We start from the raw sequence: 23,255 nt of genomic DNA, 5'->3' as shown, positions 1-23,255 counted from the left end.
TGTGTGAAGAGCAGCGGGAGCAGGCCGAGTGCGCCTCGAAAGGTCAGTTGCTGTCGGCTTTATCGGCGTGGTCGGGCTTCCGAGCCACGCCTCGAGGCGCCCTCGGCGCGAGCCGGGTCATACATCGTCCTCCTTCGCGGCTACCTGTTCGGCCGAGTCCGGTTCGGCGCGGAGGGAACTGTAGCGCCGCGCTCGCGGCGGGGGCCACCGATTATTCGCGGGCGATCGTCGAGCGGCCCTGTCCCTCGATGTCGCGAGCCGACATGGGACCGCCGCGCTCAGCGTGGCGCGTTCCCGAGGGCGGCGACCGCGCCGGAGATCTGCCCGGCGATGTCGAGAATCAGCCGGAACACGTCCTCGGGGACCGGTTTTCCGTTGCACCACAGCACATTGCATTCCGTCGACGCGTACGGCCCGACGCCGAGCAGGACGGCGGCGACGGTGAGCGGGTCCACGAGTTTGCCGAGATCCTCGGGGGTGCGCACCAGCGGCTGGTTCGGGTCCTGGACGGCGTAGGGATCTTCGTAGGCCAGGTCGGGCCCATCGACGACCGCGGCGCTCACCCTGCGGAACAGTTCCTTGTTGTCGGGGTTGCTGGTTCCGGTGAGCACGCCGGTCGGGTTGCCCGGCTCGAACCGGGAGGGCACGCCGAGGCGGACGATCACCAGGTCGCGGCTCGGCACCACGGTGAGGAACTGGCCGAGCGCCCCGGAGAAGGCGTAGGTGTCGCGCGGCGAGCCGACGAACACCGGATGCGAATACAGCTGGGCGACAGGCACGTTCACGCCGCGATAGGTGTCACCGGCATTGAGCTACCACAGGAATGCAGCAGCCTGCCGATCCGGGCCAGGTCGGCGGGCCGCATCGCGAGGCCACCGTTGACGGCGGTGTTTCCGCTGCGGTCGCGCAGCCAGATCCAGTTGTCGCGGTCGATGCCGAGCGGGCCCATGACTTCTCGCTGCACGAAGTCCTGGAAATCGGCCCCCGTGGTGATCTCGATGATCTTCGGCAGCAGGGCGAGACCGTTCTGGGCGTACTGGAAGGTGCTGCCCGGCTCGTAATCGACCGGAGCGGCGAGTGTTTGCCGCACCGAGTCGGTGGACAGACCGGCGATGTCGGCGGGCCAGCTGAAGTGGATGCCGGTGGTCTGGTTGAGCACCTGGCGCACCGTGATGTCCGCGTGCGCGGCGTCGGCCTGTGGGAAGAACGTGCCGAGCGGGTCGTCGAGACCGAAGTAGCCCATGGTCACGGCGCGCCCGACGGCCACCGACGCGACGCCCTTGCTGCCGCTGGCCAGCGGCATCGGGATGTTGCCCGTCGGAGTGTGGTCGGCGACCAGGCAGCCGTGCCGGTAGATCTGCACCGCGTATGACCCGGTCCGCGCGCCCAGTTCCACCGCGTCGGCCACCGCGGCTGGGTCCATCCCGACGTCGGCGGCGTCCTGTCGTTCCGGAGCCTGACCCGCCGTGGGCTCGGCGCAGACCGCCTGGGGCGCGGCCGTGGCGGCGGGCGAGAGCAGCGCCGCCGTGACGAGCACGGTGGCGCCGAGTCCAGCCACCAAGGCGTTGCGACGGAAGAGCATGGTGAATGTCCCTCTGTGGTGCGATGTTCGGTGTCAGTTCAGAGCGTCGGCACGGGCGTTGCGGTGGACGCTGAAGTAGGTCTGGTCGGCGGGCAGGCGCCAGTTCGGTCCGGTGAACCAGCTCGCCGCCTCGGCGTCGCCGAGTGCCAGATGCCGCAGCCAGGCGATGGCCGCGCCCGCCGAGCGGTAGTGCTCGATGCCGTCCACGGGTGAGAAGTGGGTGACGCCACGGGCATTCGCGATCCAGGCGGGAGCCGCGGCCATCAGGTCGTACTGCCACCAGCGCACCCACGCGAAGTCCGGAACGACGAAATCGTTGTAGCCGGTGAGGAACAGCGTCGGCACGGTGATCGCCGCGCCGAGCGCGAGCGGCCCCGGTTCGATGGCGAGCACCCCGGCCACGCGCAGCGCGGGATCGATCGACGGCGCGGCGGCGGGGAAGACGGTGGCTGCTTGCAGTGCGGCTTGGCCGCCCGCCGAGTGGCCACCGAATACGGTGCGGCCCAGATCGATCCGGCCGAAGAGCGGCGAGTTCGGATCGCGGTTCGCGAGCACGGCCACCGCGACGCCGAGGGCGGGTACGTAGGCCAGCGAGTTGAAGAAGTCGTACGGGATCACCACCACGAAGCCCTGTTCGGCGAAGCGCTTGGCGAGCGCGTCGTACATGCCGGGGTTGGCGTTGATGCCCGGTGTGAACACCAGCAGCGGCGCGCTCGGGAGCTCGGCGATGTCGGCGGGGTAGTAGGTGTTCACGCCGATCGGCGACTGCAATCCGTACGGAAAGGCTTGGGTGCAGGTGGGATCCGCGGCGTTGCCGAACAGGTGCACGGCGATGTGGGCGACCATGCCCGCGATCGACTCCTGGCACGGATCGGTCCGTACGGCGGTGGCTACGGGATGCGGGCCCGGCTTGTTGTAGATCTCCTGCACGGTGGGTGCGTCCCCGGCCCGGCCGGTGGCCTGCGAAGCCACCAGCGTCGCGGCGGCGATCAGCAGCGCGGCGGCCGCGCGGCGCGGGCCGTTCGTCCTCGTCATCGAGGTCCCCCTAGCGTGCTCGAGTCAACCGACCGAGCAAGCTGTGGAACTGGCCGGTCTCAGATCGCGACTGTAGCGCAGGAGTGTTCCGCGACACAATCGCTTCGGCGAGTACGCTCTGGGAAGCACTTGGCTCCACGTGACGGATTTTCATTCCAAACGAGGGACGGGCCATGAATATCGCACTGTGGATAGTCGCCGGGCTGCTGGCGGTGGTGTATCTCGCCGCGGGAGTGGCCAAGCTCGCGCAGCCGTACGAGAAGCTCACCGCGAATCCGAATATGAGCTGGGCCAAGGACTTTTCGCCCGGCATGGTGCGCCTGATCGGGACCGTCGAGGTACTCGGTGCCGCCGGCCTGATTCTGCCCCGCGCCACCGGCATCGCCGAGGTGCTGACGCCGCTGGCCGCGCTCGGGCTCGCCGTTCTCCAGGGCTGTGCGATGGTGGTGCACTCGCACCGCGGCGAGACCAAGAACCTGCCGATCAACCTGGTGCTGCTGCTCCTCGCGCTCTTCGTCGCCATCGGCCGATTCGCCGAGTGGGGCTGAGCCGCGCGGCGTGCTCGGCGCGGCGCGCCGCGGGATGCCTGCGGTCGCGCGGGTGACAGTTAGAGTCGGTGTCCGGGCGATGGGCCGTGGGGATCCGGCCCGTTGGTGAGAGCGAAACAGCTAGGAGTACACGCCACCGAAGTACGTGAGGGGGAGGACGTATGTGGTTTCTCGTGGATACGGCGGAGCCGGACAAGGTGATTCGGCACGTGCCGAAGGAGGGGATGGCGCGGGAGCGCTCGCTGCATCGAGCGATACGGCCCGCGGGACTGGCGACGGCGGCCGGAACGGTCATCGCACAGGCAATCGAGAGTGCGCAGCGGTCCGAACGCGCGGTGCTGCTGCGCGGCGAAGCGCATCGGGTACTGGCGATTCCGGTGCCGGGACCGGACGGCGTGCCGCTCGCCGTGCGGCTGTGGGCCGGCGCGTCGCGCATCGATCCGCCCGACCCGCCCGCGGTCGACGCCTTCGTGTGGGACAGCCGCCAGTGGATGTTGCGCAATCACGGCGGGGGCGGCGGGCCGGTGCTGCCCGAGGGGCATCCGCTGCTGCACGGCGCGTGGTTCCTGTCGCGGGTCATCGAATGTGAGGACCGGGATCGGCTGATGACCGCGGCGCTGGATCCCCGGCCCGGCGTCGCCTGGCGCGGGCCCATGCAGGTGCGCACCCCGGACGATCGCACCGCCAGGGTGTTCGGTTTCCTGCGCTATCACGCCGAGGGCGCGCTGCGCGGCCTGTTGCTCGAAGTGGCGGCCGACCGCGCGCCCGGACTGGTGCCCGCGACCTATCGCGACGACGCGGCCATCGCGCTGCTCGGCGGCACCACCGCGCTGATCGACGCCGACACCATGCAGATCATCGAGTGGCTGACCCCGCCACTCGGCGACATCGCCTGGCGGCACCACCCGGCCTCGCGCGGCCTCGATCCGGACGACGGGCGCGAATTCACCTTGGCCACCACCCATCTCGTGCATCCCGACGACGTGGACGGCTACCTCGGCGCACTGCGCGAGCTGGCCGAGCGGCGCAGCGAGCGAACCAGGGTGGCGGTGCGGCTGCTGACGTTGCGCCGGGACTGGCAACCTGTCGAGCTGTACGCCGCAAGGCTGCCGCGCGGCCTGCCGCGATTCCTGATCTGCCTGATCCGGCCGGTCGCCTCGGATCCCGTGCCCGAGTAGGGAAACCGGGTGCGGTTCGGTCGGGCGTCGGCGAGGCGCGCGGCACGGCATTGCCGCGCGTCTCTCGGGGTCGCTCGATCGTTGCTATCGGTTCGCTGCCGGGTTGTCGTCGTGGCGGGCCCGCGGGTGTTCCAAGGCGTTGTCGAGGTGGATGACGTCGTCGTATCGCGCCCGGTGAACCCCCGTCTTGCAGGACATCTGTCCAGTTCAGCGGCCCCATCCGGCCGGGCCGCCGGTAGGACATGTGATCGGTCCCACCCGGATCATGTTGATAGCATGGCGTTTCTAGCCGACCGGATGCGGGCGGACCCCCGGATGCACCTCGAAAGAGTCTTTCCATGCAGTTTGAAATCATCGAGCGGGATGAGACGTGGGTTGCCGGATTGCCGGTGCGCAGCCCGAAGCGTGCCCTCGGAAAACTGCGTGACCACGACTTGGAGGCCGCGTGGGCGGCCGTGCTGCATCAGGAGCTCGGCGGGCCGCTGGCCAGCGCCTACACCGATTACACCGGGGAGCTGGGCACGTACAACACCCAGATCGTCGGATATCAGTGCGGATCCTTCGCCGAGGTGACTCGTGGCCATCTCGTTGCCCGTCTGCCGCGCGGCAGTTACGCGAAGTTCTCTTCGGTCGGTAATTTTCCGCAGGTGATGACCGATCTCTGGACGCAGATCGCTTACGCCGAGGAACACAATCAGATCAAGCGGACCTATACCGGCGATTTCGAGTGTTACCCGCACGCGTACAAGATCGATCTCTACCTGGCGGTCGATCCCCGATGACGTATGCGATCGTCGTCCGCAACGAGGCGCTCTACGGCGGACTGGTGGTGCCGCGGGTGCGACCCAGTTTCAAGGTCAGCAACAGCGATCTGATCGAGTTCCTGAAGGACCGATTACGCGATCGCGGCGCCGCGGACCAGCCCATGTACACCGTGTATGTGCCGGATCCGGCCGGAAACTACAACGCGATGGTCTGCTTCGAGTATCCGGATCCCGCCGAGGTGCCGGTCGGCGATTTACTCGTACGGGTACCGAAGGGCGTCTACGCTCGTTTCGAACCGAACGGGGACTATCACGATCCGGTAGAGGACGTATGGGCCCAAGTGGACGACGCGACCGCGTCCGCCGAAATCACCCGCGCCTATCGGGAGGAGATCGAGGTGTGGCGCGGGCCCGAGGCGGTCGAGTTGTTCATCTCTATCCTTGTCTGATAGCTACAGGTTAACTACGCGTGAACCGACTGGTCTCTATCTTCTAACTTAGGAATACCTTGCAGCCTTTGACCTGCGAGTATTTCGGGGACCACGATCAGTTTTCGGGATATTAACCAGACGTCTGGTCAATTCCTGCCGGATGACGGATACTGCCCTAGGCAAACTCTCCCGGAGCGCTCGGCGGCGGGGGAGTCTGTCACCCCGGCTCGAAGATCGCGCGCGGGCGCGGTAGCAACGGAGTAGGAACACCATGGCTGTCGAAACAGTCGCAGTCGGCGCTTTCGGAGCGCGCGATGCCGAGGTGTTGCGGTTTCGCGACATGCATTCCGGTTATGTCATCCACGTGGCTCCACCGGGCGCGCATCCGGATCTGTGGCGGCGCTATCTGCGCGGTGCGCTGCGGGTTTACCGGCACTATGAAGTCGAACCTGCATTGGAATACGAGAAAGTCTCCGACGGGCGCTCGACCTCGCTGTTCTTCGCGGCAGTCGATCCAGCGGGCGAGGTTGTCGCCGGTCTGCGCGCCCAGGGTCCGTATCTCCTCGAGGACGAAGTGCACGGGCTCGGCGCATGGGCCGGACGCCCCGGCGAGGCCGACCTTCGCGCGATGATCGCCGAGCGGATTCACCAGGGCATAGTCGAGGTCAAGGCGGTCTGGGTGACTCGCGAGGGCGTCGCGCACCGCGCTCAACTCGGCGCCGCGCTCTCCCGCTGCGTGGTGCACGCGGCCTGGCTGCTCGGCGCGCGGTTCGGTTTCGTCACCGCCGCGGCGCACACCGCCCGCCTGTACGAATCCAGCGGCGGCCGGATCGCCGTCGGTGTGCCCGCCGTGCCGTATCCGGACGATCGGTATCGCACCGTCCCGCTCTGGTGGGACAGCCACGCGTGCCGGACCAGCGCCACCAAATTGCAGGGCTCGCTGCTCGCCCTCGAACGGGCGGCGCTCGGCGCCTGGTTCACCCGGGCGCGTCGCCTGGCCACCGCGGGCGACGCCCGGATAGGGGGACTGGCGCAAGCATGAACGGTGACCCTGGTCCCGGTGCGGACTATCGGCCGCTGATCCTCGACGAGACCGTGCCGGACGAAGCGTCCGTCCTCGCACAACTGCGAAAGTCACCGATGATCCGCATCGTCGACCTGCGCGACGTGCTGCGCGCCGAGCTCGGCAAGCTGAACAATCCGCCCGGCGACCTGGGCGGACCGGAGACAGACCGTTGGGTCTACTACCCGTGGCGGCGCACGCTGACCGGGTTGCCCGGCGAGCGGACCTACCGTGCGATCCGGCTCGACCGCAACCGCAACAAGGTGACCCGCGCCGAACAGCGGCGGCTCGCGGGGCTGGCCGTCGGGGTGGTCGGGCAGAGCGTCGGTCACGCCATCGCGCACACCCTCGCCATGGAGGGCTCCTGCGGGCTGCTGCGGCTGGCCGACTTCGACGACATCGAGCTGTCGAACCTGAATCGGGTGCCGGGCAACGTCTTCGACATCGGCGTGAACAAGTCGATCGTGACGGCCCGCCGGATCGCCGAGCTCGATCCGTATCTGCCGGTCGAGGTGTACACCGCGGGAGTCGACGAGCACACGGTGGACGAGTTCCTGTACGGGCTGTCGATCGTCGTCGAGGAATGCGACTCGCTGGACGTGAAGTTCGCCGTCCGCCAGGGCGCGCGCAGGCACCGGCTGCCGCTGCTGATGGACACCAGCGACCGCGGTCTCTTCGACGTCGAGCGCTACGACCTGGAACCGGAGCGCCCGCCCTTCCACGGCCTGCTCGGCCCGACCACCGCCGCCGACCTCCGCGGGTTGTCCACCAAGGAGAAGGCGCCGCACGTGATGCGGATCCTGGATCCGAGGGAACTGTCGGCGCGGATGGCCGCGAGCCTGGTCGAGATCGACGAGACCGTCACCACCTGGCCGCAGCTGGCAGGCGACGTGCAACTGGGCGCGGCGATCGTCGCCACAGCGGTGCGCCGCATCGGCCTCGGCTACAAGCTCTCCTCCGGGCGCACCAGGATCGATCTGGAACGCGGCCTCGACGGACTCGCCGAGCCGGAGCCCGAGGACGTGGTCTGCGAGCGGGAGCCCGACCCGACAGCGGAGCCGTCCGGGCCTGCGCGGGTGAACGTGCTCGAATGCGCGCAGCGCGCGCCGTCGGGCGGCAACACCCAGCCCTGGCAGCTGCGGCTCGACCACCACGCGATGCGCATCGATCTGGCGCGCAACCGGTCCTCGGCGCTGGACATCGGCTATCGCGGCAGCGCGGTCGCGATCGGCGCCGCACTGCACAACGCCCGCGCGGCGGCCGCGGCGCACGGCATCCTCGGCGACCACCACCTGATCGAGGACGACAGCACGGCGCTGACCGCGCTGCTGGAATTCGGTGCGGGCTCCGACCCGCTGCTGGCCCGCGATTACCCGGCGGCGCTGGCGCGCGACACCAATCGCAAGCTCGGCACCGGCGCGCCGCTCGGCGACGCCGTGCTGGCCGGTCTCGCTGCGGCCGCCGCGGCGGAGGGCGGCGCGGTGCGCGCGATCATCAGTCGTCCCGAGCTGTCCGAAGCGGCGGTGCTGATCGGCGAATCCGATCGCATCCGCCACCTCACACCGCGCCTGCATCAGGAGATGTACGGCGAACTGCGCTGGCCCGGCGAGGATCTACGCACTGGCATCGACGTGCGCGGCATGGAACTCGCGCCGGACGAACAGGCCAAGCTGCGGATCGGCGGACGCGCCGATGTGATGGCCAGATTGCACGAGTGGTCCGGCGGCGCCGCGCTCGGCGAGTACAGCCGCGATCGGGTGCTGTCGAGCTCGGCCCTCGTCGCGGTGACGCTGCCGTGCCGACCGGGGCCGTACGGTGCGAGTCTGGCCGATTACGCCACGGCGGGCGGGGCTTTGCAGCGGGTCTGGCTGGAGGCCGGACGACGCGGTCTGGCCGTGCAACCGGTGTCCCCGGTGTTCCTTTACGCGCGGCACCCCGACGAGCTGATCGCGATTTCCCCGGATTTCGCGGATACACTAACGTCACTTCAGGGCCGTTTCCTGGACCTGCTGGGAGTGCCTGGACATGAGATCATGGCATTGGTGCTTCGCCTGAGCTACGCGGCAGCAGCCACGGTCCGCAGCAGGCGGCTTCCAGTGCCGGGTGCGGGCGACCGCAGCTAGCACGATCGGAGACAAGGTGCCTCGGCGAACGCTCGACTCACTGGTGACGCAAGTCGCCGCCGAGTTGATGGGCGTCGACGCCACGACCATGGTGGCGGCGAGCGAACGCGTGCTGGCCAGACTGGTCGAGCATTTCGACGTCGACTTCAGCTACCTGCGCCATACCGACCGGGAACGGCGCGCCACCGTGCTCGTCGCGGAGTGGCCGCACCGCGGCGACATTCCCGACCCCGATCCGCTGAAGGTGGTGCAGTTCGAGAACGCCGACTCGGTGTTCCGCGAGCTCGAGTTCGCCACCGAGCCGATCATCGTGCGCCCCGACGTCAAGTCCGCCGACTACCAGGAGACGATTCGGCGCTCCTCCGGAATTCCGCAGGTGGCGATGGCCTGCGTGCCGCTCATCTCGCGCGGCGAATCCACCGGCGTGCTCGGCTTCATCAAACAGGGCGACCGGGATTGGAGCACCAGGGAACTCAACGTGCTCAAGGCGATCGCCGCGTTGTTCGCCCAGGTGCAGGCGCGCGTGGTGGCCGAGGAGCGGCTGCGCTACATCGCGCTGCACGACGATCTGACGGGTCTGGCGAACCGGCGCGCGTTGCTCGAGCACATGGAGGACCGATTACGCCCCGGCAACCCGGGCCCGGTCGCCGCGTTCTTCCTCGACCTCGACCGGTTGAAGGCGCTCAACGACTTTCTCGGACACACCGCGGGCGACAACTTCATCCGCACGCTCTCCTCGCGGCTGCGCGAGAATCTGGACGCCAACGACATGATCGCCCGCCTCGGCGGCGACGAATTCGTCATCGTGCCCGCCAAGCCCATGGACGCCGTCACCGCTGAGCTCGAGGCGACCAGGATCCAGCAGCTCATCGGCCGCCGCGTCACCGTCGGCGGCGAATCGGTAAGCCGCGGCGCGAGCGTCGGTGTGGCGGTGGGCATTCCCGGCGAGACCACGGTGGCCGACGTGCTGCGCCGCGCCGACCACGCGCTGCTGTCCGCCAAATCGGGCGGCGGCAACGGCGTCGCGGTGTTCACCGACGCCATGCGCGCCCAGTTCGAGCTACAGGACGACGTGGAGCTGAACCTGCGCGGCGCGGTCTCCGACGGCTCGCTGCTGTTGCACTATCAGCCCGAGGTGGATCTGCGCACCGGACGGATCGTCGCGCTCGAGGCGCTGGTGCGCTGGATGCATCCGACCAGGGGACTGCTGCCGCCCGGCGCGTTCGTCACCGTCGCCGAGGCGACGAATCTGGCGGGCGAGCTCGGCCGGTGGGTCATCCGCTCGGCCTGCGCGCAGTTCGCCGAATGGCGCCGCAGGGGTTTGGCCGCCAACGTGGTGATGCGCATCAACGTCTCGCCGGTGCAGCTGGTGAGCCTGGATTTCGTGGAGCGCATCGAGGACATCCTGCGGCTGTTCGGCATCGACGGCAGTTCGGTCTGCCTGGAGATCACCGAACACGTGGTCGTCCAGGATCTGGCGCGCACCCAGGTGACGTTGCGCGGGCTCAAGCGGATGGGCGTGCAGATCGCCATCGACGATTTCGGCACAGGCTACAGCTCGCTCTCGCACCTGAAGGCGCTGCCGGTCGACGCGGTGAAGATAGACCGCGGCTTCGTGCAGCGGCTCGGCGCGAGCACCGACGACCTGGCCATCGTGAAATCCATCATCGGCCTCGCCGGTTCGTTCGGACTCGGCGTGGTGGGCGAGGGTGTTGAGACGGCGGTGGCCGCGCGGACCCTGGTCGGCCTCGGTTGCTACCGGGCACAGGGTTTTCTGATCGCGAGGCCGATGCCGTCGGACCAGGTCGAGTCGCACCTGGCGCTCGGCCGGATTCCGCTGGATCTGGACCTGCCCCGGGCCGCCCGCGGCGTCGCCAAGCATTGACGGGTTCTCTTTTCTAGATGTTCACCGCTCCTCGAGCGTGACGATGCCTGCCGTATCCGGTTGCGCTGCGACGATCGGCGGGTGCGCATCGTGCAGCTGGCGAACTTCTACGGTCCGCGGTCGGGTGGGCTGCGCACCGCACTGCACCATCTGGGCGCGGGCTATGTGGCCGCGGGGCACGAGGTGGTGCTGATCGTGCCGGGACCGCGCCGCGCCGAGGAGGTGCTGCCCGGTGGCGCGCTGCGGATCACCTTGCCCGCCTTGGCCATTCCCTGGACCGGCGGCTACCGCGCCGCCGATCCGCGCCGGGTCGCCGACGTGCTCACCGGCCTGCGGCCCGACGTGCTCGAGGTGTCGGACCGGCTGACGTTGCGCGGTTTCGGCCGCTGGGCGCGCAAGCGCGACGTGGCAGGCGTGATGATCTCGCACGAACGGCTCGACCGGCTGCTCGGTCAGGTCCTGCCGGGCAGACTGGCCCGCCGCTGCGCCGACATCGCCAACCGCCGCACCGCGGCCGAATACGACATCGTGGTCTGCACAACGGAATTCGCGCGCGCCGAGTTCCTGCGCATCGGCGCGCCGAACGTCGAGCTCGTTCCGCTCGGAGTGGATCTGGACCTGTTCAGCCCGCGCAGGCGCGACCGCAGGCTGCGCGCCGATCTCGCGGCCGGGCATCCGCTGCTGGTGCACTGCGGGCGGCTCTCGGTCGAGAAGCGCGTCGACCGCAGCATCGAGGCGGTGGCGCAGCTGCGCAAGGCGGGGACCGAGGCGCGTCTCGTCGTCGCGGGCGACGGCCCCCGCCGCGACGCGCTGGAACGGCGCGCCCGCGCGCTGCCGCCGCTCTCGAACGGCCAGCCCGCGGTGCACTTCACCGGTTTCATCACCGACCGCGCGATGGTCGCCAAACTGCTTGCCACCGCGGATGTCTCGCTGGCGCCGGGCCCGCACGAGACCTTCGGCCTCGCCGCGTTGGAGGCGCTGGCCGCGGGCACGCCGGTGGTCGCGAGCCGCTCCTCGGCGCTGGCCGACATCGTCACCGCCGACTGCGGCGCCATCGCCGCCGACCACCCCATCGCGTTCGCCGAGGCGGTCACCGACGTCCTCGCCCTTCCCGCCGTCGCCCGCCGCCGCGCCGCCCGGACCCGCGCCGAACAATTCACCTGGCCCCGCGCCGTCGAAGGCATGCTCGCCGTCCTCGCCCGCTGACCGCCGCGCCGAACCAGGGCCTCCCACACGGGTTCGGCACTCTGCACACGCCCGGTGCCTATGCGGGACGTCCGAATGCTGTGTGGCAGGCCAGATGCAACTGGCATCAAGAGGCCCTCGCAGAGGGTGGGTATGTCTCGCAGGGCGTGCAGCCCGTGCCTATGTGGCGCCCTACGCAGGCTGTGCGTCAGCCACGTGTACCGGGCCACGGGGCCGTCGCAGAGGGTGGGTGCGCCTCGCAGGCGGTGCAGCCGCTGCGAGGAGTGCGGAGGCTCTGCGAGCTAGTCGCGGGCGGCGAGGACGGCGTCGTAGAGGGCGCGGCGGGAGACGTTGTTGGCGGTGGCGATGTGGGCGCAGGCGTCCTTCAGGCGCAGGCCTTGGGCGGTGAGGGTTTCGACCTCGGCGACGAGGTCGGCGGGGTCGGTGGCCTTGGGCTGGGCGCCCTCCAGGACGACGGTGATCTCGCCACGGGCGCTGTCGGCGGCCCAGTCGGCGAGTTCGGCCAGGGTGCCGCGCACGACCTGCTCGTAGGTCTTGGTGAGTTCGCGGCAGACGGCGGCGCGGCGGTCGGGTCCGAGCACCTCGACGGCGTCGGTGAGGCATTCGGCGAGCCGGTGCGGCGCCTCGAAGAAGACGCAGGCGCGCGGTTCCTCGCGCAACGTGCGCAGCCATTCCTTGCGCGGGCCCGACTTGCGCGGCGGGAAGCCGTCGAAACAGAAGCGCTCCACGGGCAGCGCGGACAGGGCGAGCGCGGTGGTGACGGCCGACGGACCCGGCAGGCAGGTGACGGGCAGGTCGCGTTCGACGCAGGCCGCGACCATCCGATAGCCGGGGTCGCTCACCGAGGGCATGCCCGCGTCGGTGACCAGCAGCACCGTGCGCCCTGCCTCGATCTCGCCGAGCAGCGCGGGAACGCGGGCGGTTTCGACGTGGTCGTAGAAGCTCACCACGCGGCCGGTGATCTCGACGCCCAGCGCCTTGGCCAGCGCGCGGGTGCGCCGGGTGTCCTCGGCGGCGACCACGTCGGCGGACCCGAGGGCGTCGCGCAGACGCTGGGACGCGTCGCCGATATCGCCCATCGGCGTCGCCGCCAGCACCAGCCGCCCGCCCACCGATCCCCGGGCCGCGCCGTCCCCCGCTGTCGACTGGTCTGCCACCGCACTCCCGTCTCGCTCGACACCCGGCAACCACCGGACACCAGAAGCCTAGTGGGCGCATCAGGACCCAGTTCGTCGCTGACCCGCGATGGTCGAAGCGAAGGCGGCGGTACGAGTAGTGGGCGCAGCTGGACACAGTTCATCGATGACCCGCGTCGGAGCGAGGCCGAGGTACGCCCGGTGGGCGCGGTTGGAGCGCACGGAGGCACACCGAGTGGGCGCAGTTGGCCGGAGTTCGTCGCTGACACGCGCACGGCGGTAGCGAAGGCGAAGGTACGCCTGGTGCGCTGCTGGACGCAGTTCGTCGGCAACCCGCCGAAGTGGACGTTCGCCCGGTGGGTGCTTGCCGGGCAGAGTTCGTCGCTGACCCGTCCGTGGCTGAGGCGGAGGCGCAGGTACCGCCGGTGCACGCCGGTCGGACGTGATCCGTCGTCGGTTTGCGCGTGGCCGGAGCCCGACGCGCGGGTGTGAGTTGTACGTACCGATCAGTTTCGGGGTACCCCGGTCCTAATACGATCGGGGCGTGACCCAGGTGACCTCCCGCGCGACCGTACCCGGGGCAGTGCCCACCTGGTCGAGTCCAGCGCCGCTCCGGCCGTCGCCCGATTTCGGCCCCCTCGACACGCTGCGGGGGTGGCTGGTCACGGCTGTCCTGACCGCGTTCGCGGCGGTGACTCGGTTCACCATGCTGAACTATCCGACCGACGCGGGGACGCCGGTCTTCGACGAGAAGCACTACGCTCCGCAGGCCTGGCAGATGCTCACCGGCGGCGGGGTGGAGGACAACCCCGGCTACGGCCTGGTGGTGCATCCGCCGGTCGGCAAGCAGATGATCGCCATCGGCGAGTTCCTGTTCGGCTACAACGGCTGGGGCTGGCGGTTCACCGCGGCGCTCGCGGGCACCGTGCTGGTGCTGCTGGTGGTCAGGATCGCGCGCAGGCTGGCCAGGTCGACCCTGATCGGCGCGATCGCGGGCATCCTGGCGATCGCGGACGGGCTCCTTTTCGTCTCCTCCCGCATCGGCATGCTCGACATCTTCATGGCGCTGTTCGTCACAGCGGCCTTCGGCTGCCTGGTGGTGGACCGCGACGAGATGCGGGCCAGAATGGCGCGCGTCGACGTCGAAGGACGTATCGGTGCGACACCGTGGGGTCCGCGGCTCGGCGTGCGCTGGTGGCGTTTCGGCGCAGGCGTGCTGCTCGGGCTGGCGTGCGGCACCAAGTGGTCCGGCATCTATTTCATCGTGGCGTTCGGCATCCTGAGCGTCTGCTTCGACGTCGCCGCGCGGCGCGCGTACGGGGTGCGCAAGCCCTGGCTCGGCACGGCGCTGCGCGATGCCGGCCCCGCGCTCTACGCGCTCGTGCTGATCCCGCTCGGGGTGTATCTGGCCACCTACTGGGCCTGGTTCGCCAGCGAGACCGGCGTGTACCGGTACTCGGTCGGCAATCAGGTGGGGTCGGGAGGTCCGTGGTCGTTCCTGCCCGACGCGCTGCGCTCGCTGTGGTTCTACAGCGGCGAGTCGCTGCACTTCCACGAGGGCCTGACCAATTCCGCGGGCAACCACCATCCGTGGGAGTCCAAGCCGTGGACCTGGCCGATGGGTCTGCGGCCGATGCTGTACTACTACGCAGACACCAATGTCACCGGCTGTGCGCAGGCGCAGTGCGTCAAGGCGGTGATGCTGATCGGCACCCCGGCGATCTGGTGGGTCGCCTTCCCGGCGCTCGCCTGGATGCTGTGGCGCAGCGTGGTCCGGCGCGACTGGCGCTACGCCGCGGTGCTCACCGGCTACGGCGCGGCGCTGCTGCCCTGGTTCCTGACCCTGGACCGGCAGATGTACTACTTCTACGCCGTGCCGCTCGCCCCGTTCCTGATGATCGGCTTGGCGCTGGCGCTGGGTGACGTCATGGGCCCGGCTCGCCTGGTGCCGATACCGCGTAGTCCGTCGGGCACCTTCCTGCCCGCCGTCCCCAGCGAGCGGCACGGTCTCGGCCTGCTCGCCGTCTGCCTCTATCTCGGTCTGGTGATCGCGAACTTCATCTGGCTGTGGCCGATCCTGACCGCGCTGCCGATCACGCCGGGCAACTGGCACGACCACCTCTGGTTGCCGAGCTGGCGCTAGACGGAGGCCCGCCCGCGCGGCGGACCCCGTCCGGCGTCGATCAGTATCGGGTCTCCAGCGCGGATTTCACGTAGCGCAGGGCGGTTTCGTCGTCCAGGCCGAGCCGCCTGATGGCCGACACGTACGCGGTCGCGGCGCGTCCGGCCGCGTCGCGGGTGGGGTCGCCGGAGGACGCGATGAACGACCCCTGCCTACCCCTGGTCTCCAGCACGCCGTCGGCCTCCAGTTCGCGATAGGCGCGCGCGACCGTATTGGGCGCCAGGCCGAGCTGGGCGGCCAGGGCGCGCACGGTGGGAATCTTCGTACCCGCGGTCAGCTCGCCGGAACGCACCTGCGCGATGACCGCCAGCCGCAGCTGCTCGTACGGCGGGACGGGCGAATCGTGGCTGATCGTGACGGTGAACATAGGCGGCTCACACGTCGTCTCGGGCCAGCGGGCACGACAGGCATCGCGGGCCGCCGCGTCCCGAGCCCAGTTCCGAGCCGGGGATCGGCAACACCTCGATGCCCGCGTCCAGCAGCCGCGCGTTGGTCATCTCGTTGCGTTCGTAGGCGATCACGACGCCGGGGGCCACGGCGAGGGTGTTGTTGCCGTCGTCCCACTGCTCGCGCTCGGCGGTCACGCCGTCGAGTCCGGTGTCGATCACCCGGAGCTTGCCGATGCCCATCGCCTCGGCCGCGGCGGGCAGGAACGGATCGGGTCCGCGCATCGTCACCCCGCCGCCGCCCTCGCGGACGGCGTAGTCGTCCTCGCGGTGAATCGTGAACGCGCGCAGTTCGTCTCGGACCGCCGGGTACATCACCACGGCGTCGGTGTCGACCATGGTGCACACCGTGTCCAGGTGCATGGTCGCGCGCGTCTGCGCGATCGGGAGGACCAGCACCGTGTGCGCGAGACCGTCGTCGAACAGGCTGCGCGCCAATGCTTCCGCACCGGCGGGCGAGGTCCGCTCGCCGACGCCGACGGCGACGACGCCCGGCGCGAGCAGCAGCACGTCGCCGCCTTCGATCGGCGCGGTGTGCGATTCGTAGGCCCGCCGCACCCCGAGGAAGCGCGGGTGGAAGGCGTAGATGAGATCGGTCAGCGAGGTCTCCCGCATCCTGGCGGGCAGGGCGAGCGAGGTGATCGCGACGCGCGGGCCGACCCAGAACGAGGAGTCCCTGGTGAACAACAGGTTGGGCAGCGGGTCGATGACGAAGTCGGCGCCGTGGTGCATCCGCCGCACCAGGGAAGCGGCGTCGGGGCCGAACGGCAGCTCGTCGAAGGTCATGCCCGCCATCAGGATCTCGGCCAGTTCCGCGGCGGGCACACCGCGCAGATAGGCGGCCAGCTCGTCGGCCAAGGCGTGGCCGAGCCTGCGGGCGTCGACCGCGGCGGAGATGCCCTGGATCCGCGCCGCGCCGCTGGCCGCGATGGTTTCGGCGAGCAGATCCGAGAGCAACAGCACCTCGACGCCACGGCTGAGCAACACGTCCGCGAAGGTGTCGTGCTCCTGCTGGGCTCGCTCCACCCAGGGGATGCCGTCGAACAGCAATTGATCGTTGTTGCGCGGGGTGAGCCTGCGCAGTTCGGCGCCGGGCCGATGCAACAAGACCGTACGTAGGGCTCCTACCTCGGAAGTCACTCCGTAACGCGGTTCGCCGGCGCGGTCGGGCCCGCCCCCGCGCCTGTCCTTTTCGTGGTCGACGGGCACAGCGTCTGCTCCCATCCTCCGACCGTAGTTCGCGATCGGCGCAGCGGTACGGAAATCGGCACCCCAATGCCGTGAGGTGTCCGAATTCGTCCCCAGGACATCCTAACCTGAAGTATTGTTCAGGTGAATGGAGGAGTGTGATGTCGACAGCCGATTGGCGAGCAAAGGAACTGACCCCCGGGCAGCTGTCCGAGCGTAGCGGAGTAGCCGTCTCCGCGTTGCATTTCTACGAGCGCGAGGGGCTGATCACCAGCCGCCGCACGTCCGGGAATCAGCGCAGATACACCCGCGAGACGTTGCGCCGGGTCGCGTTCATTCGCATCTCGCAGCGGGTCGGCATACCGCTCAGCGAAATACGGGAGGCGCTGGACAAACTGCCCGAGAGCCGCACTCCGACCCGGCGCGACTGGGAGACCCTCTCCACGGCGTGGCGGGAGGATCTCGACGATCGCATCAGTCAGCTGATCCGCCTGCGCGACAACCTCACCGGCTGTATCGGGTGCGGCTGCCTCTCACTCGGCAGCTGCAAACTCGTCAACGAGCGCGACCGGCTCGGCGACGACGGTCCCGGCGCCAGGGTGCTCGACACGCATCTCAACTGCCCGTCGAAACCGGCAGCGTGCTGAACTGGGCGCTGGCCCGGCGGATGACGAACTCGTACGGGAGGGCGAATTTGCGCGCCCACCAGTAGCCGAAGCGGATGTCGAACGAGCTGTAGATCAGGAACCGGTTGCGTTCGACGCCGCGCAGGATCGCGGCGGCCACCCGCTCGGGCGGCACCGCGTGCTTGGTGAACGCCTTGGTCAGCCTGCGCACCTTGGGATCGTCCTTGTCCACCCCGACCAGCTCGAAGCTGTGCACGAGCGGGGTGTTCACCGCGCCCGGCGCCACCAGGTGCACCGAGATGCCGTGGCGTTCCAGGTCGAAGCGCAGCACCTCGGAGACGCCGCGCAGGCCGTACTTGCCCGCGCTGTAGGCGGCGTGCCACGGCAGCGCGAGCAGCCCCGCCGCCGAGGACACGTTCACCAAGGCGCCGCCGCGGCCCGCGCGCACCATGGTCGGCACGAAGCTCTCGATGACGTGGATCGGCCCCATCAGGTTGATGTCGACCATGCGCCGCCAGTGCCGGTGCTCGAGGTTCTCCACGGTGCCCCACGCGGAGGTGCCCGCGACGTTCATGACCACGTCCATGGGGCCGTGCCGATCGTGCACGTCCGCGGCGAAGGCGGCCACGGCGTCGTAGTCGGTGATGTCGAAGGCCTGCGAGTCCAGCACCGTCCCGCCCGTGCCGCGGATCTCCTCGACGGTCGCCGCCAAGCCCTCGGTGTTGATGTCGGTGAGCACCAGTTCGCCGCCCTGCCCCGCCGCGGCGATCGCGGTCGCCTTGCCGATGCCGCTGGCCGCGCCCGTCACCAAGACCTTCGCGCCGCGCACCGTCTTGCGGCCGACGCTTCCTCGCCCCACTCCTCGCACTTCGGATCCCATCTCGCTAGCCCGACTCGGCCCAAGCAGGGTACTGCGCCCGCGCCGGACGCAGCGGCAGCTTGCCGATTCTCCGTGTGCCGCGTGACCGGGCCGCCGCTGGAATGGGGTGTGTCACGCTGCGGCGGGCCGGGGCGGGGTCCATGATCGGTGTATGACCACTTTGGAAAGCAAGGCCAAGGAACTGCTCGCGCTGCACCGTCCGGGCAATCCGGTCGTGCTGCCCACCGTGTGGGACGCATGGTCGGCGAATCTAGCTGTCGCCGCAGGCTTTTCGGCGCTCACACTGGGTAGTCACCCGGTCGCCGACTCGATCGGGCGCAGCGACAACGAGGGCATGACCTTCGCCGAACTGCTGACTCGGGTCCGCCAGATCACCGAGGCGGTGGACGTGCCGATCTCCGTCGACATCGAAGCCGGATACGGCCACGAGCCCGCTCAGCTGATCGAGGGCCTGCTCGACGCGGGCGCGGTCGGCCTGAACATCGAGGACACCGTGCACAGCGAGGGCGGGCGGCTGCGCGGCGATCAAGAGCACGCCGACTTCGTGCACGGTCTGCGCGAGTTCGCCAACGCGGCAGGGGTGCACGTCGTGGTCAACGCCCGCACCGATCTGTTCCTCCGGCAGGTCGGCGACGAAGCCGACCGCATGGACCGGGCCATCGCCCGGCTGACGCTGGCCGCCTCCGCGGGCGCCGACGTGCTGTATCCGGTCGGGCGGCATTCCGACGCGGACATGCGCAGGCTGACCTCGGAACTGCCGCTGCCGGTCAACGCGATCGGTCTGCCGGACAAGTCGGACCGCGCGGAACTCGCCGCGCAGGGCGTGGCGCGGATCAGCTTCGGTCCCTACCTCCAGTTCGCGCTCGCGGCCGAGGCCAACCGGCTGCTCGAACGCTGGAAGTGACGCGGAAATCCATGCGTGGCACGGTGATTCATTCGCGGATCACCGTGCCGACGCGGGACGTCAGCTAGCACCGTACCGGCGCAGGTCGGTCAGCTGGCACCGTGTCGGCGCAGGTCGGTCAGCTGGCACCGTGTCGGCGCAGGTCGGTCAGCCGGCACCGTGTCGACGCAGGTCGGTCACCGAGCGCCGTGCCGACGCTGGTACGTCAGTCCTTCTTCTCCAAGTAGCGCGGGTACACCGGCTCCGGAGCGGGCAGCGGGACGCCCGGTGTGAGCGGCGTCGCGAGGTCGGCGAAGGTGCGGCCCTGCTGGGCGAGCAGGTCGAGGATCTTGGCGGCGGACCCTGGCAGCACCGGCTGCACCAGGATCGCGACGATGCGGACCACCTCGAGCGTCACGTACAGCACCGTCGCCATGCGGGCGAGATCTTCCTCGGTGCCCGACTTGCGCAGCGCCCACGGCGCCTGGGCCGAGAAGTACTTGTTGGTCTCGCCGAGGGTCAGCCAGATCGCCTCGAGCGCGAGATGCATCTGCTGGGAGTCGTATTCGGCGCGGCAGCGTTCCAGCAGACCGTTCGCGCGGTCGAGCAGCGCGCGATCCTCCGCGGTGAACTCGCCCGGCGCCGGCACGGCGGCGTCGCAGTTCTTGTTCACCATCGTCAGGCTGCGCTGCACCAGGTTGCCGAACTCGTTGGCCAGGTCGCTGTTGATCCGGCCGACGATGGCGTCGTGGCTGTAGCTGCCGTCCTGCCCGTAGGAGATCTCGCGCAGCAGGAAGAAGCGCACCGCGTCGACGCCGTATTCGTCGACGAGCTCGAGCGGGTCGACAACGTTGCCGACCGACTTCGACATCTTCTCGCCCTTGTTGTACAGGAAGCCGTGCACGAAAACGCGTTTCGGCAACTCCACGCCTGCCGACATCAGGAAGGCGGGCCAGTACACCGTGTGGAAGCGGGTGATGTCCTTGCCGATGATGTGCACGTCAGCGGGCCAGAACTTCTGGAACGCAGCCGATTCCGTGTCCGGGAAGCCGACGCCGGTGATGTAGTTGGTGAGCGCGTCCACCCAGACGTACATCACGTGGTCGGGGTGCTCGGGCACCGGCACACCCCAGTCGAAGGTGGTGCGCGAGATGGACAGGTCCTTCAGGCCCTCTTTCACGTAGCTGACGATCTCGTTGCGACGCGTTGCGGGCGCGATGAATTCGGGGTGCTCCTCGTAGAGCGCGAGCAGCCGGTCCTGGTACTTCGACAGCCGGAAGAAGAAGTTGGACTCCTCGGTCCACTCCACCGGCGTGTTGGTGTCGGTGGAGACGCGGCTGCCGTCGTCGAGCAGCGTGGTCTCCGCCTCGGTGTAGAACGCCTCGTCACGCACCGAGTACCAGCCCGAGTAGTTGTCCAGGTAGATGTCGCCGTTGGCGAGCATCCGCTCCCAGATCGCGATGCTGGCCACCTGGTGGTCGGCGTCGGTGGTCCGGATGAACCGGTCGTAGGAGACGTCGAGCGTCTTGTCGAGTTGCTCGAAGACATCGGAGTTGCGCGCGGCGAGCTCTTCCACCGGGATGCCCTCGGCGGTGGCGGCCTGCTGCATCTTCTGACCGTGCTCGTCGGTGCCGGTCATGAAGAACACGTCGTAGCCGTCGAGTCGCTTGAACCGGGCGATGGCGTCCGCCGAGATGTACTCGTAGGCATGCCCGATGTGCGGCGCACCGTTCGGGTAGGCGATGGCCGTTGTGATGTAGAAGGCGGGGCGTTCAGCTGCGCTCATGGTGTGTCTACTGTAATGCGCGTGCTTTCCGTCGCTCACGTGAATATCCCCGCAGGACCCGGCGGCCGCCCGGGTCGGTCGAGCGCAGGCGAGGCGGAGTCGTGAACGGAGGACGTCGCCCCGCGCCGGATCTGCCCGAGCCGCTTGCGCCGCTGGTGGACGCGCACACCCATCTGGACGCCTGCGGCGCCACCGACCCCGAGTCGACCGCCGCCATCGTGGACCGCGCCGCGTCGGTCGGCGTCGGCAAGGTGGTCACGGTCGCCGACGATCTGGCCGCCGCGCAGTGGGCCGTGCGGGCCGCGCACTGGGATGCGCGCGTCTACGCCGCTGTCGCGTTGCACCCCACCAGGGCCAACGCATTGGACGACGCCGCGAAGGCGGAGCTCGAGCGGCTGGCGGTGGACCCGAGGGTCGTCGCGATCGGCGAGACCGGCCTCGACTACTACTGGCCGGGCAAGCTCGACGGCTGCGCCGATATCGAGACCCAGGTCGAGGGTTTCCGCTGGCACATCGAGTTGGCCAAGCGGGTGCGCAAGCCGCTGATGATCCACAACCGCGAGGCCGACCACGATCTGCTGACCGTCCTGCTGGACGAGGGCGCGCCGTCGACGGTGATCTTCCACTGCTTCTCCTCGGACGCCAACATGGCGCTGTCCTGCGTCGCGGAGGGATACGTGCTGAGCTTCTCCGGCACGGTCAGCTTCAAGAACGCCCACGAGTTGCGCGAGGCCGCCAAGGTGGTGCCGGACGAGCAGATTCTGGTGGAGACCGACGCGCCGTATCTGACGCCGCACCCGTTCCGCGGCGCGCCGAACGAGTCGTACTGCCTGCCGTACACGGTGCGCGCGCTCGCCGAACTGCGCGAGCAGGATCCGCGCGAACTGGCCGAGATCACCACGGCGAACGCCCGGCGCGTCTACGGCATCTGAGGACGCGGGCCTGCGCGTACCCGGGTAAGGGGACTGGAAACCCGGCCTGTGGCCCACGTCACTCCGGGTCACGAAGGCTGTTATCTACCTGCGGTGTCGATATCGTTTCGTGATCTGCGACGGCCCAGGCGGCGAAGAAACGGTTGTTTGGGGCCAGTCTCTTCGTTATCGTACTGTGACCATGTCGCCTTTGACGAGGATCAACCAGTCCCGCTCGCCGCTGCTGTACGCGGCCGTCGCGGGGCTGTTGCTGACGCTCATCGTCGGCGCCTCGATGGCGATCGTGAACCGCAAGACGGTGACGATCGTCGTGGACGGCCAGCAGTCGATCCTGACGACCATGTCCCGCAACGTCGACGGCGTGCTGCGGGCGGCCGGATTCGACCTGACCGATCGCGACCAGGTCCGTCCCGGCCGCGGCTCCGCCGTGACGGACGGCGCGACGATCGTGCTGAACCGGGCGCGCGCGGTGGCGCTGACCGTGGACGGCAAGTCCGAGACGGTGTGGACCACCGGCCTCACCGCGGGCGAGGCGCTCGCTCAGCTGAAGCTCCCCGGCGACAGCTACGTCTGGCCCGCACGCGACGAGCGGCTGCCGCTGGACGGCGCGACGCTGCGGATCGCGAGCCCGCGCTCGGTGTCGCTGCTCGACGGCATCGGCGCGCCGGTCGACGTGCGGCTCGCGGCGCCGACCGTGGGTGAATTCCTCGCCGTCGCGGGCATTCCGCTCATCGAGCAGGACACCGTCGAGCCCGCGCCGAGCACCCCGCTGGCCGACGGCCTGCGAATCGTGGTGACCCGCAAGCGCATCGAGCGCCACACCGAGACGTTGCCGCTCGATCCCGCGGAGACCGTCATCGAAGACGAGACCATGAACATGAGCCGCACCATCGTGGAGAACCCCGGCGTGCCCGGCGTGCACGACGTGACTTTCGCGGTGACGATGGTCAACGGTCAGGAAGTCGATCGCAAGGCGGTCGAGTCGAAGGTCTCCGTTCCCGCCCAGCCCAAGACCGTGCGCAAGGGCACCAAGCCGGGCACCGAGGTGCCCGCGGTGCGCGACGGCCAGATCTGGGACGCGCTGGCCCGCTGCGAGTCCAACGGCAACTGGGCCATCAACACCGGCAACGGCTACTTCGGCGGCATCCAGTTCGACCAGAGCACCTGGGAACGGCAGGGCGGCCTGCGCTACGCCCCGCGCGCCGACATGGCGACCCGCGAGGAGCAGATCGCCATCGCCGAGGTGACCAGGGCTCGCCAGGGCTGGGGCGCCTGGCCCGCCTGCACCAGCAGGCTCGGCCTGAGCTGACCCACGCGTCGTCGCGGGGCGCCGTCCCCGGGTGGGGCGGCGCCGCAGTCGTTTTCGCGGTCGATCCCGCCT

The 23,255-nt window shown here is 69.4% G+C and carries 21 protein-coding genes; 13 read left to right on the top strand and 8 right to left on the bottom strand.

Annotated elements, in window-relative coordinates:
* Positions 1 to 278: 278 nt before the first annotated feature.
* The 3 genes from AC3EO7_RS03130 to AC3EO7_RS03120 are packed head-to-tail and all read right to left on the bottom strand — an operon-like array spanning position 279 to position 2,617.
* Positions 279 to 785, bottom strand: coding sequence for a hypothetical protein (locus AC3EO7_RS03130; protein ID WP_435590399.1), 507 nt, complete (start codon positions 783 to 785; stop codon positions 279 to 281).
* The gene (locus AC3EO7_RS03125) at positions 782 to 1,582 is read right to left on the bottom strand and encodes a serine hydrolase domain-containing protein (RefSeq protein WP_435590398.1); all 801 of its coding nucleotides are present in this window, start codon (positions 1,580 to 1,582) and stop codon (positions 782 to 784) included. The genes AC3EO7_RS03130 and AC3EO7_RS03125 overlap by 4 nt, the downstream gene beginning before the upstream one ends.
* 33 nt (positions 1,583 to 1,615) lie before the next feature.
* A complete protein-coding gene (locus tag AC3EO7_RS03120; RefSeq protein WP_435590397.1) occupies positions 1,616 to 2,617 on the bottom strand; it encodes a poly(ethylene terephthalate) hydrolase family protein in 1,002 nt (333 codons plus the stop codon).
* A gap of 173 nt (positions 2,618 to 2,790) precedes the next feature.
* Here AC3EO7_RS03120 and AC3EO7_RS03115 point away from each other — a divergent pair, with 173 nt between their 5' ends.
* The 8 genes from AC3EO7_RS03115 to AC3EO7_RS03080 all read left to right on the top strand — a co-directional run bounded on the left by AC3EO7_RS03115 (position 2,791) and on the right by AC3EO7_RS03080 (position 11,815).
* Entirely contained in the window at positions 2,791 to 3,165 is a 375-nt protein-coding gene (locus AC3EO7_RS03115) for a DoxX family protein (protein WP_431964915.1), read from the top strand.
* A 161-nt stretch (positions 3,166 to 3,326) separates the two neighbouring features.
* A complete protein-coding gene (locus AC3EO7_RS03110) occupies positions 3,327 to 4,343 on the top strand; it encodes a GAF domain-containing protein (protein WP_431964913.1) in 1,017 nt (338 codons plus the stop codon).
* Positions 4,344 to 4,681: 338 nt separating this feature from the next.
* Positions 4,682 to 5,125 carry a GyrI-like domain-containing protein gene (locus AC3EO7_RS03105; RefSeq protein WP_431964911.1) on the top strand — a complete coding sequence of 148 codons (444 nt, stop codon included), beginning with the start codon at positions 4,682 to 4,684 and terminating at the stop codon, positions 5,123 to 5,125.
* Complete coding sequence (locus AC3EO7_RS03100; protein ID WP_435590396.1) at positions 5,122 to 5,556, top strand: effector binding domain-containing protein; 435 nt, start codon at positions 5,122 to 5,124, stop codon at positions 5,554 to 5,556. The genes AC3EO7_RS03105 and AC3EO7_RS03100 overlap by 4 nt, the downstream gene beginning before the upstream one ends.
* A 253-nt stretch (positions 5,557 to 5,809) precedes the next feature.
* Positions 5,810 to 6,580, top strand: coding sequence for a hypothetical protein (locus AC3EO7_RS03095; RefSeq protein ID WP_431964907.1), 771 nt, complete (start codon positions 5,810 to 5,812; stop codon positions 6,578 to 6,580).
* Entirely contained in the window at positions 6,577 to 8,724 is a 2,148-nt protein-coding gene (locus tag AC3EO7_RS03090) for an Rv1355c family protein (protein WP_431964905.1), read from the top strand. The genes AC3EO7_RS03095 and AC3EO7_RS03090 overlap by 4 nt, the downstream gene beginning before the upstream one ends.
* A gap of 43 nt (positions 8,725 to 8,767) precedes the next feature.
* Complete coding sequence (locus tag AC3EO7_RS03085) at positions 8,768 to 10,609, top strand: putative bifunctional diguanylate cyclase/phosphodiesterase (RefSeq protein ID WP_431964903.1); 1,842 nt, start codon at positions 8,768 to 8,770, stop codon at positions 10,607 to 10,609.
* Positions 10,610 to 10,690: 81 nt separating this feature from the next.
* Positions 10,691 to 11,815 (top strand): glycosyltransferase, encoded by a 1,125-nt coding sequence (locus AC3EO7_RS03080; RefSeq protein ID WP_435590395.1) that lies wholly within the window; start codon positions 10,691 to 10,693, stop codon positions 11,813 to 11,815.
* 281 nt (positions 11,816 to 12,096) lie between these two features.
* Here the strand turns inward: AC3EO7_RS03080 and rsmI are convergent, their stop codons facing one another.
* Positions 12,097 to 12,927: a 16S rRNA (cytidine(1402)-2'-O)-methyltransferase gene (gene rsmI, locus AC3EO7_RS03075; protein ID WP_431965385.1), complete on the bottom strand. Its 831-nt coding sequence runs from the start codon at positions 12,925 to 12,927 to the stop codon at positions 12,097 to 12,099.
* Between the two features lie 568 nt (positions 12,928 to 13,495).
* On the opposite strand from rsmI, the gene AC3EO7_RS03070 reads away from it, so the two are divergent.
* The gene (locus AC3EO7_RS03070) at positions 13,496 to 15,094 is read left to right on the top strand and encodes a dolichyl-phosphate-mannose--protein mannosyltransferase (RefSeq protein ID WP_431964899.1); all 1,599 of its coding nucleotides are present in this window, start codon (positions 13,496 to 13,498) and stop codon (positions 15,092 to 15,094) included.
* Positions 15,095 to 15,134: 40 nt separating this feature from the next.
* Here AC3EO7_RS03070 and AC3EO7_RS03065 read toward each other — a convergent pair whose 3' ends face one another.
* Positions 15,135 to 15,500, bottom strand: coding sequence for a GntR family transcriptional regulator (locus tag AC3EO7_RS03065; protein WP_431964897.1), 366 nt, complete (start codon positions 15,498 to 15,500; stop codon positions 15,135 to 15,137).
* A 7-nt stretch (positions 15,501 to 15,507) separates the two neighbouring features.
* On the bottom strand, positions 15,508 to 16,803 hold the full coding sequence (arcA, locus tag AC3EO7_RS03060; RefSeq protein WP_431964895.1) for an arginine deiminase: 1,296 nt from the start codon (positions 16,801 to 16,803) through the stop codon (positions 15,508 to 15,510).
* 125 nt (positions 16,804 to 16,928) lie between these two features.
* Between arcA and soxR the strand changes: the two genes are divergently transcribed.
* Complete coding sequence (gene soxR, locus AC3EO7_RS03055; RefSeq protein WP_431964893.1) at positions 16,929 to 17,414, top strand: redox-sensitive transcriptional activator SoxR; 486 nt, start codon at positions 16,929 to 16,931, stop codon at positions 17,412 to 17,414.
* Here the strand turns inward: soxR and AC3EO7_RS03050 are convergent.
* Positions 17,383 to 18,273 (bottom strand): SDR family oxidoreductase, encoded by an 891-nt coding sequence (locus AC3EO7_RS03050; protein ID WP_431964891.1) that lies wholly within the window; start codon positions 18,271 to 18,273, stop codon positions 17,383 to 17,385. The two genes, soxR and AC3EO7_RS03050, sit on opposite strands and share 32 nt — an antisense overlap.
* A 151-nt stretch (positions 18,274 to 18,424) precedes the next feature.
* Between AC3EO7_RS03050 and AC3EO7_RS03045 the strand changes: the two genes are divergently transcribed.
* Positions 18,425 to 19,177 (top strand): isocitrate lyase/PEP mutase family protein, encoded by a 753-nt coding sequence (locus AC3EO7_RS03045; protein WP_431964889.1) that lies wholly within the window; start codon positions 18,425 to 18,427, stop codon positions 19,175 to 19,177.
* Positions 19,178 to 19,382: 205 nt separating this feature from the next.
* Here the strand turns inward: AC3EO7_RS03045 and metG are convergent, their stop codons facing one another.
* Positions 19,383 to 20,981, bottom strand: coding sequence for a methionine--tRNA ligase (metG, locus tag AC3EO7_RS03040; protein ID WP_435590394.1), 1,599 nt, complete (start codon positions 20,979 to 20,981; stop codon positions 19,383 to 19,385).
* Between the two features lie 62 nt (positions 20,982 to 21,043).
* Here metG and AC3EO7_RS03035 point away from each other — a divergent pair, with 62 nt between their 5' ends.
* Entirely contained in the window at positions 21,044 to 21,874 is an 831-nt protein-coding gene (locus AC3EO7_RS03035; RefSeq protein WP_431964885.1) for a TatD family hydrolase, read from the top strand.
* Positions 21,875 to 22,055: 181 nt separating this feature from the next.
* A complete protein-coding gene (locus tag AC3EO7_RS03030; protein ID WP_435590393.1) occupies positions 22,056 to 23,183 on the top strand; it encodes a resuscitation-promoting factor in 1,128 nt (375 codons plus the stop codon).
* Positions 23,184 to 23,255: the final 72 nt, after the last annotated feature.

Source organism: Nocardia sp. bgisy118, from assembly GCF_057708605.1.
Note: the sequence above shows the minus strand (reverse complement) of the source record. Positions and strands in the feature narration are given on the sequence as shown.

Coding starts and splice junctions, on each gene's coding strand:
- AC3EO7_RS03125 (WP_435590398.1), bottom strand. CDS start 1,582: ATGCTCTTCCGTCGCAACGCCTTGGTGGCTGGACTCGGCGCCACCGTG.
- AC3EO7_RS03120 (WP_435590397.1), bottom strand. CDS start 2,617: ATGACGAGGACGAACGGCCCGCGCCGCGCGGCCGCCGCGCTGCTGATC.
- AC3EO7_RS03115 (WP_431964915.1), top strand. CDS start 2,791: ATGAATATCGCACTGTGGATAGTCGCCGGGCTGCTGGCGGTGGTGTAT.
- AC3EO7_RS03110 (WP_431964913.1), top strand. CDS start 3,327: ATGTGGTTTCTCGTGGATACGGCGGAGCCGGACAAGGTGATTCGGCAC.
- AC3EO7_RS03105 (WP_431964911.1), top strand. CDS start 4,682: ATGCAGTTTGAAATCATCGAGCGGGATGAGACGTGGGTTGCCGGATTG.
- AC3EO7_RS03100 (WP_435590396.1), top strand. CDS start 5,122: ATGACGTATGCGATCGTCGTCCGCAACGAGGCGCTCTACGGCGGACTG.
- AC3EO7_RS03095 (WP_431964907.1), top strand. CDS start 5,810: ATGGCTGTCGAAACAGTCGCAGTCGGCGCTTTCGGAGCGCGCGATGCC.
- AC3EO7_RS03090 (WP_431964905.1), top strand. CDS start 6,577: ATGAACGGTGACCCTGGTCCCGGTGCGGACTATCGGCCGCTGATCCTC.
- AC3EO7_RS03065 (WP_431964897.1), bottom strand. CDS start 15,500: ATGTTCACCGTCACGATCAGCCACGATTCGCCCGTCCCGCCGTACGAG.
- arcA (WP_431964895.1), bottom strand. CDS start 16,803: ATGGGAGCAGACGCTGTGCCCGTCGACCACGAAAAGGACAGGCGCGGG.
- soxR (WP_431964893.1), top strand. CDS start 16,929: ATGTCGACAGCCGATTGGCGAGCAAAGGAACTGACCCCCGGGCAGCTG.
- AC3EO7_RS03050 (WP_431964891.1), bottom strand. CDS start 18,273: ATGGGATCCGAAGTGCGAGGAGTGGGGCGAGGAAGCGTCGGCCGCAAG.
- AC3EO7_RS03045 (WP_431964889.1), top strand. CDS start 18,425: ATGACCACTTTGGAAAGCAAGGCCAAGGAACTGCTCGCGCTGCACCGT.
- AC3EO7_RS03030 (WP_435590393.1), top strand. CDS start 22,056: ATGTCGCCTTTGACGAGGATCAACCAGTCCCGCTCGCCGCTGCTGTAC.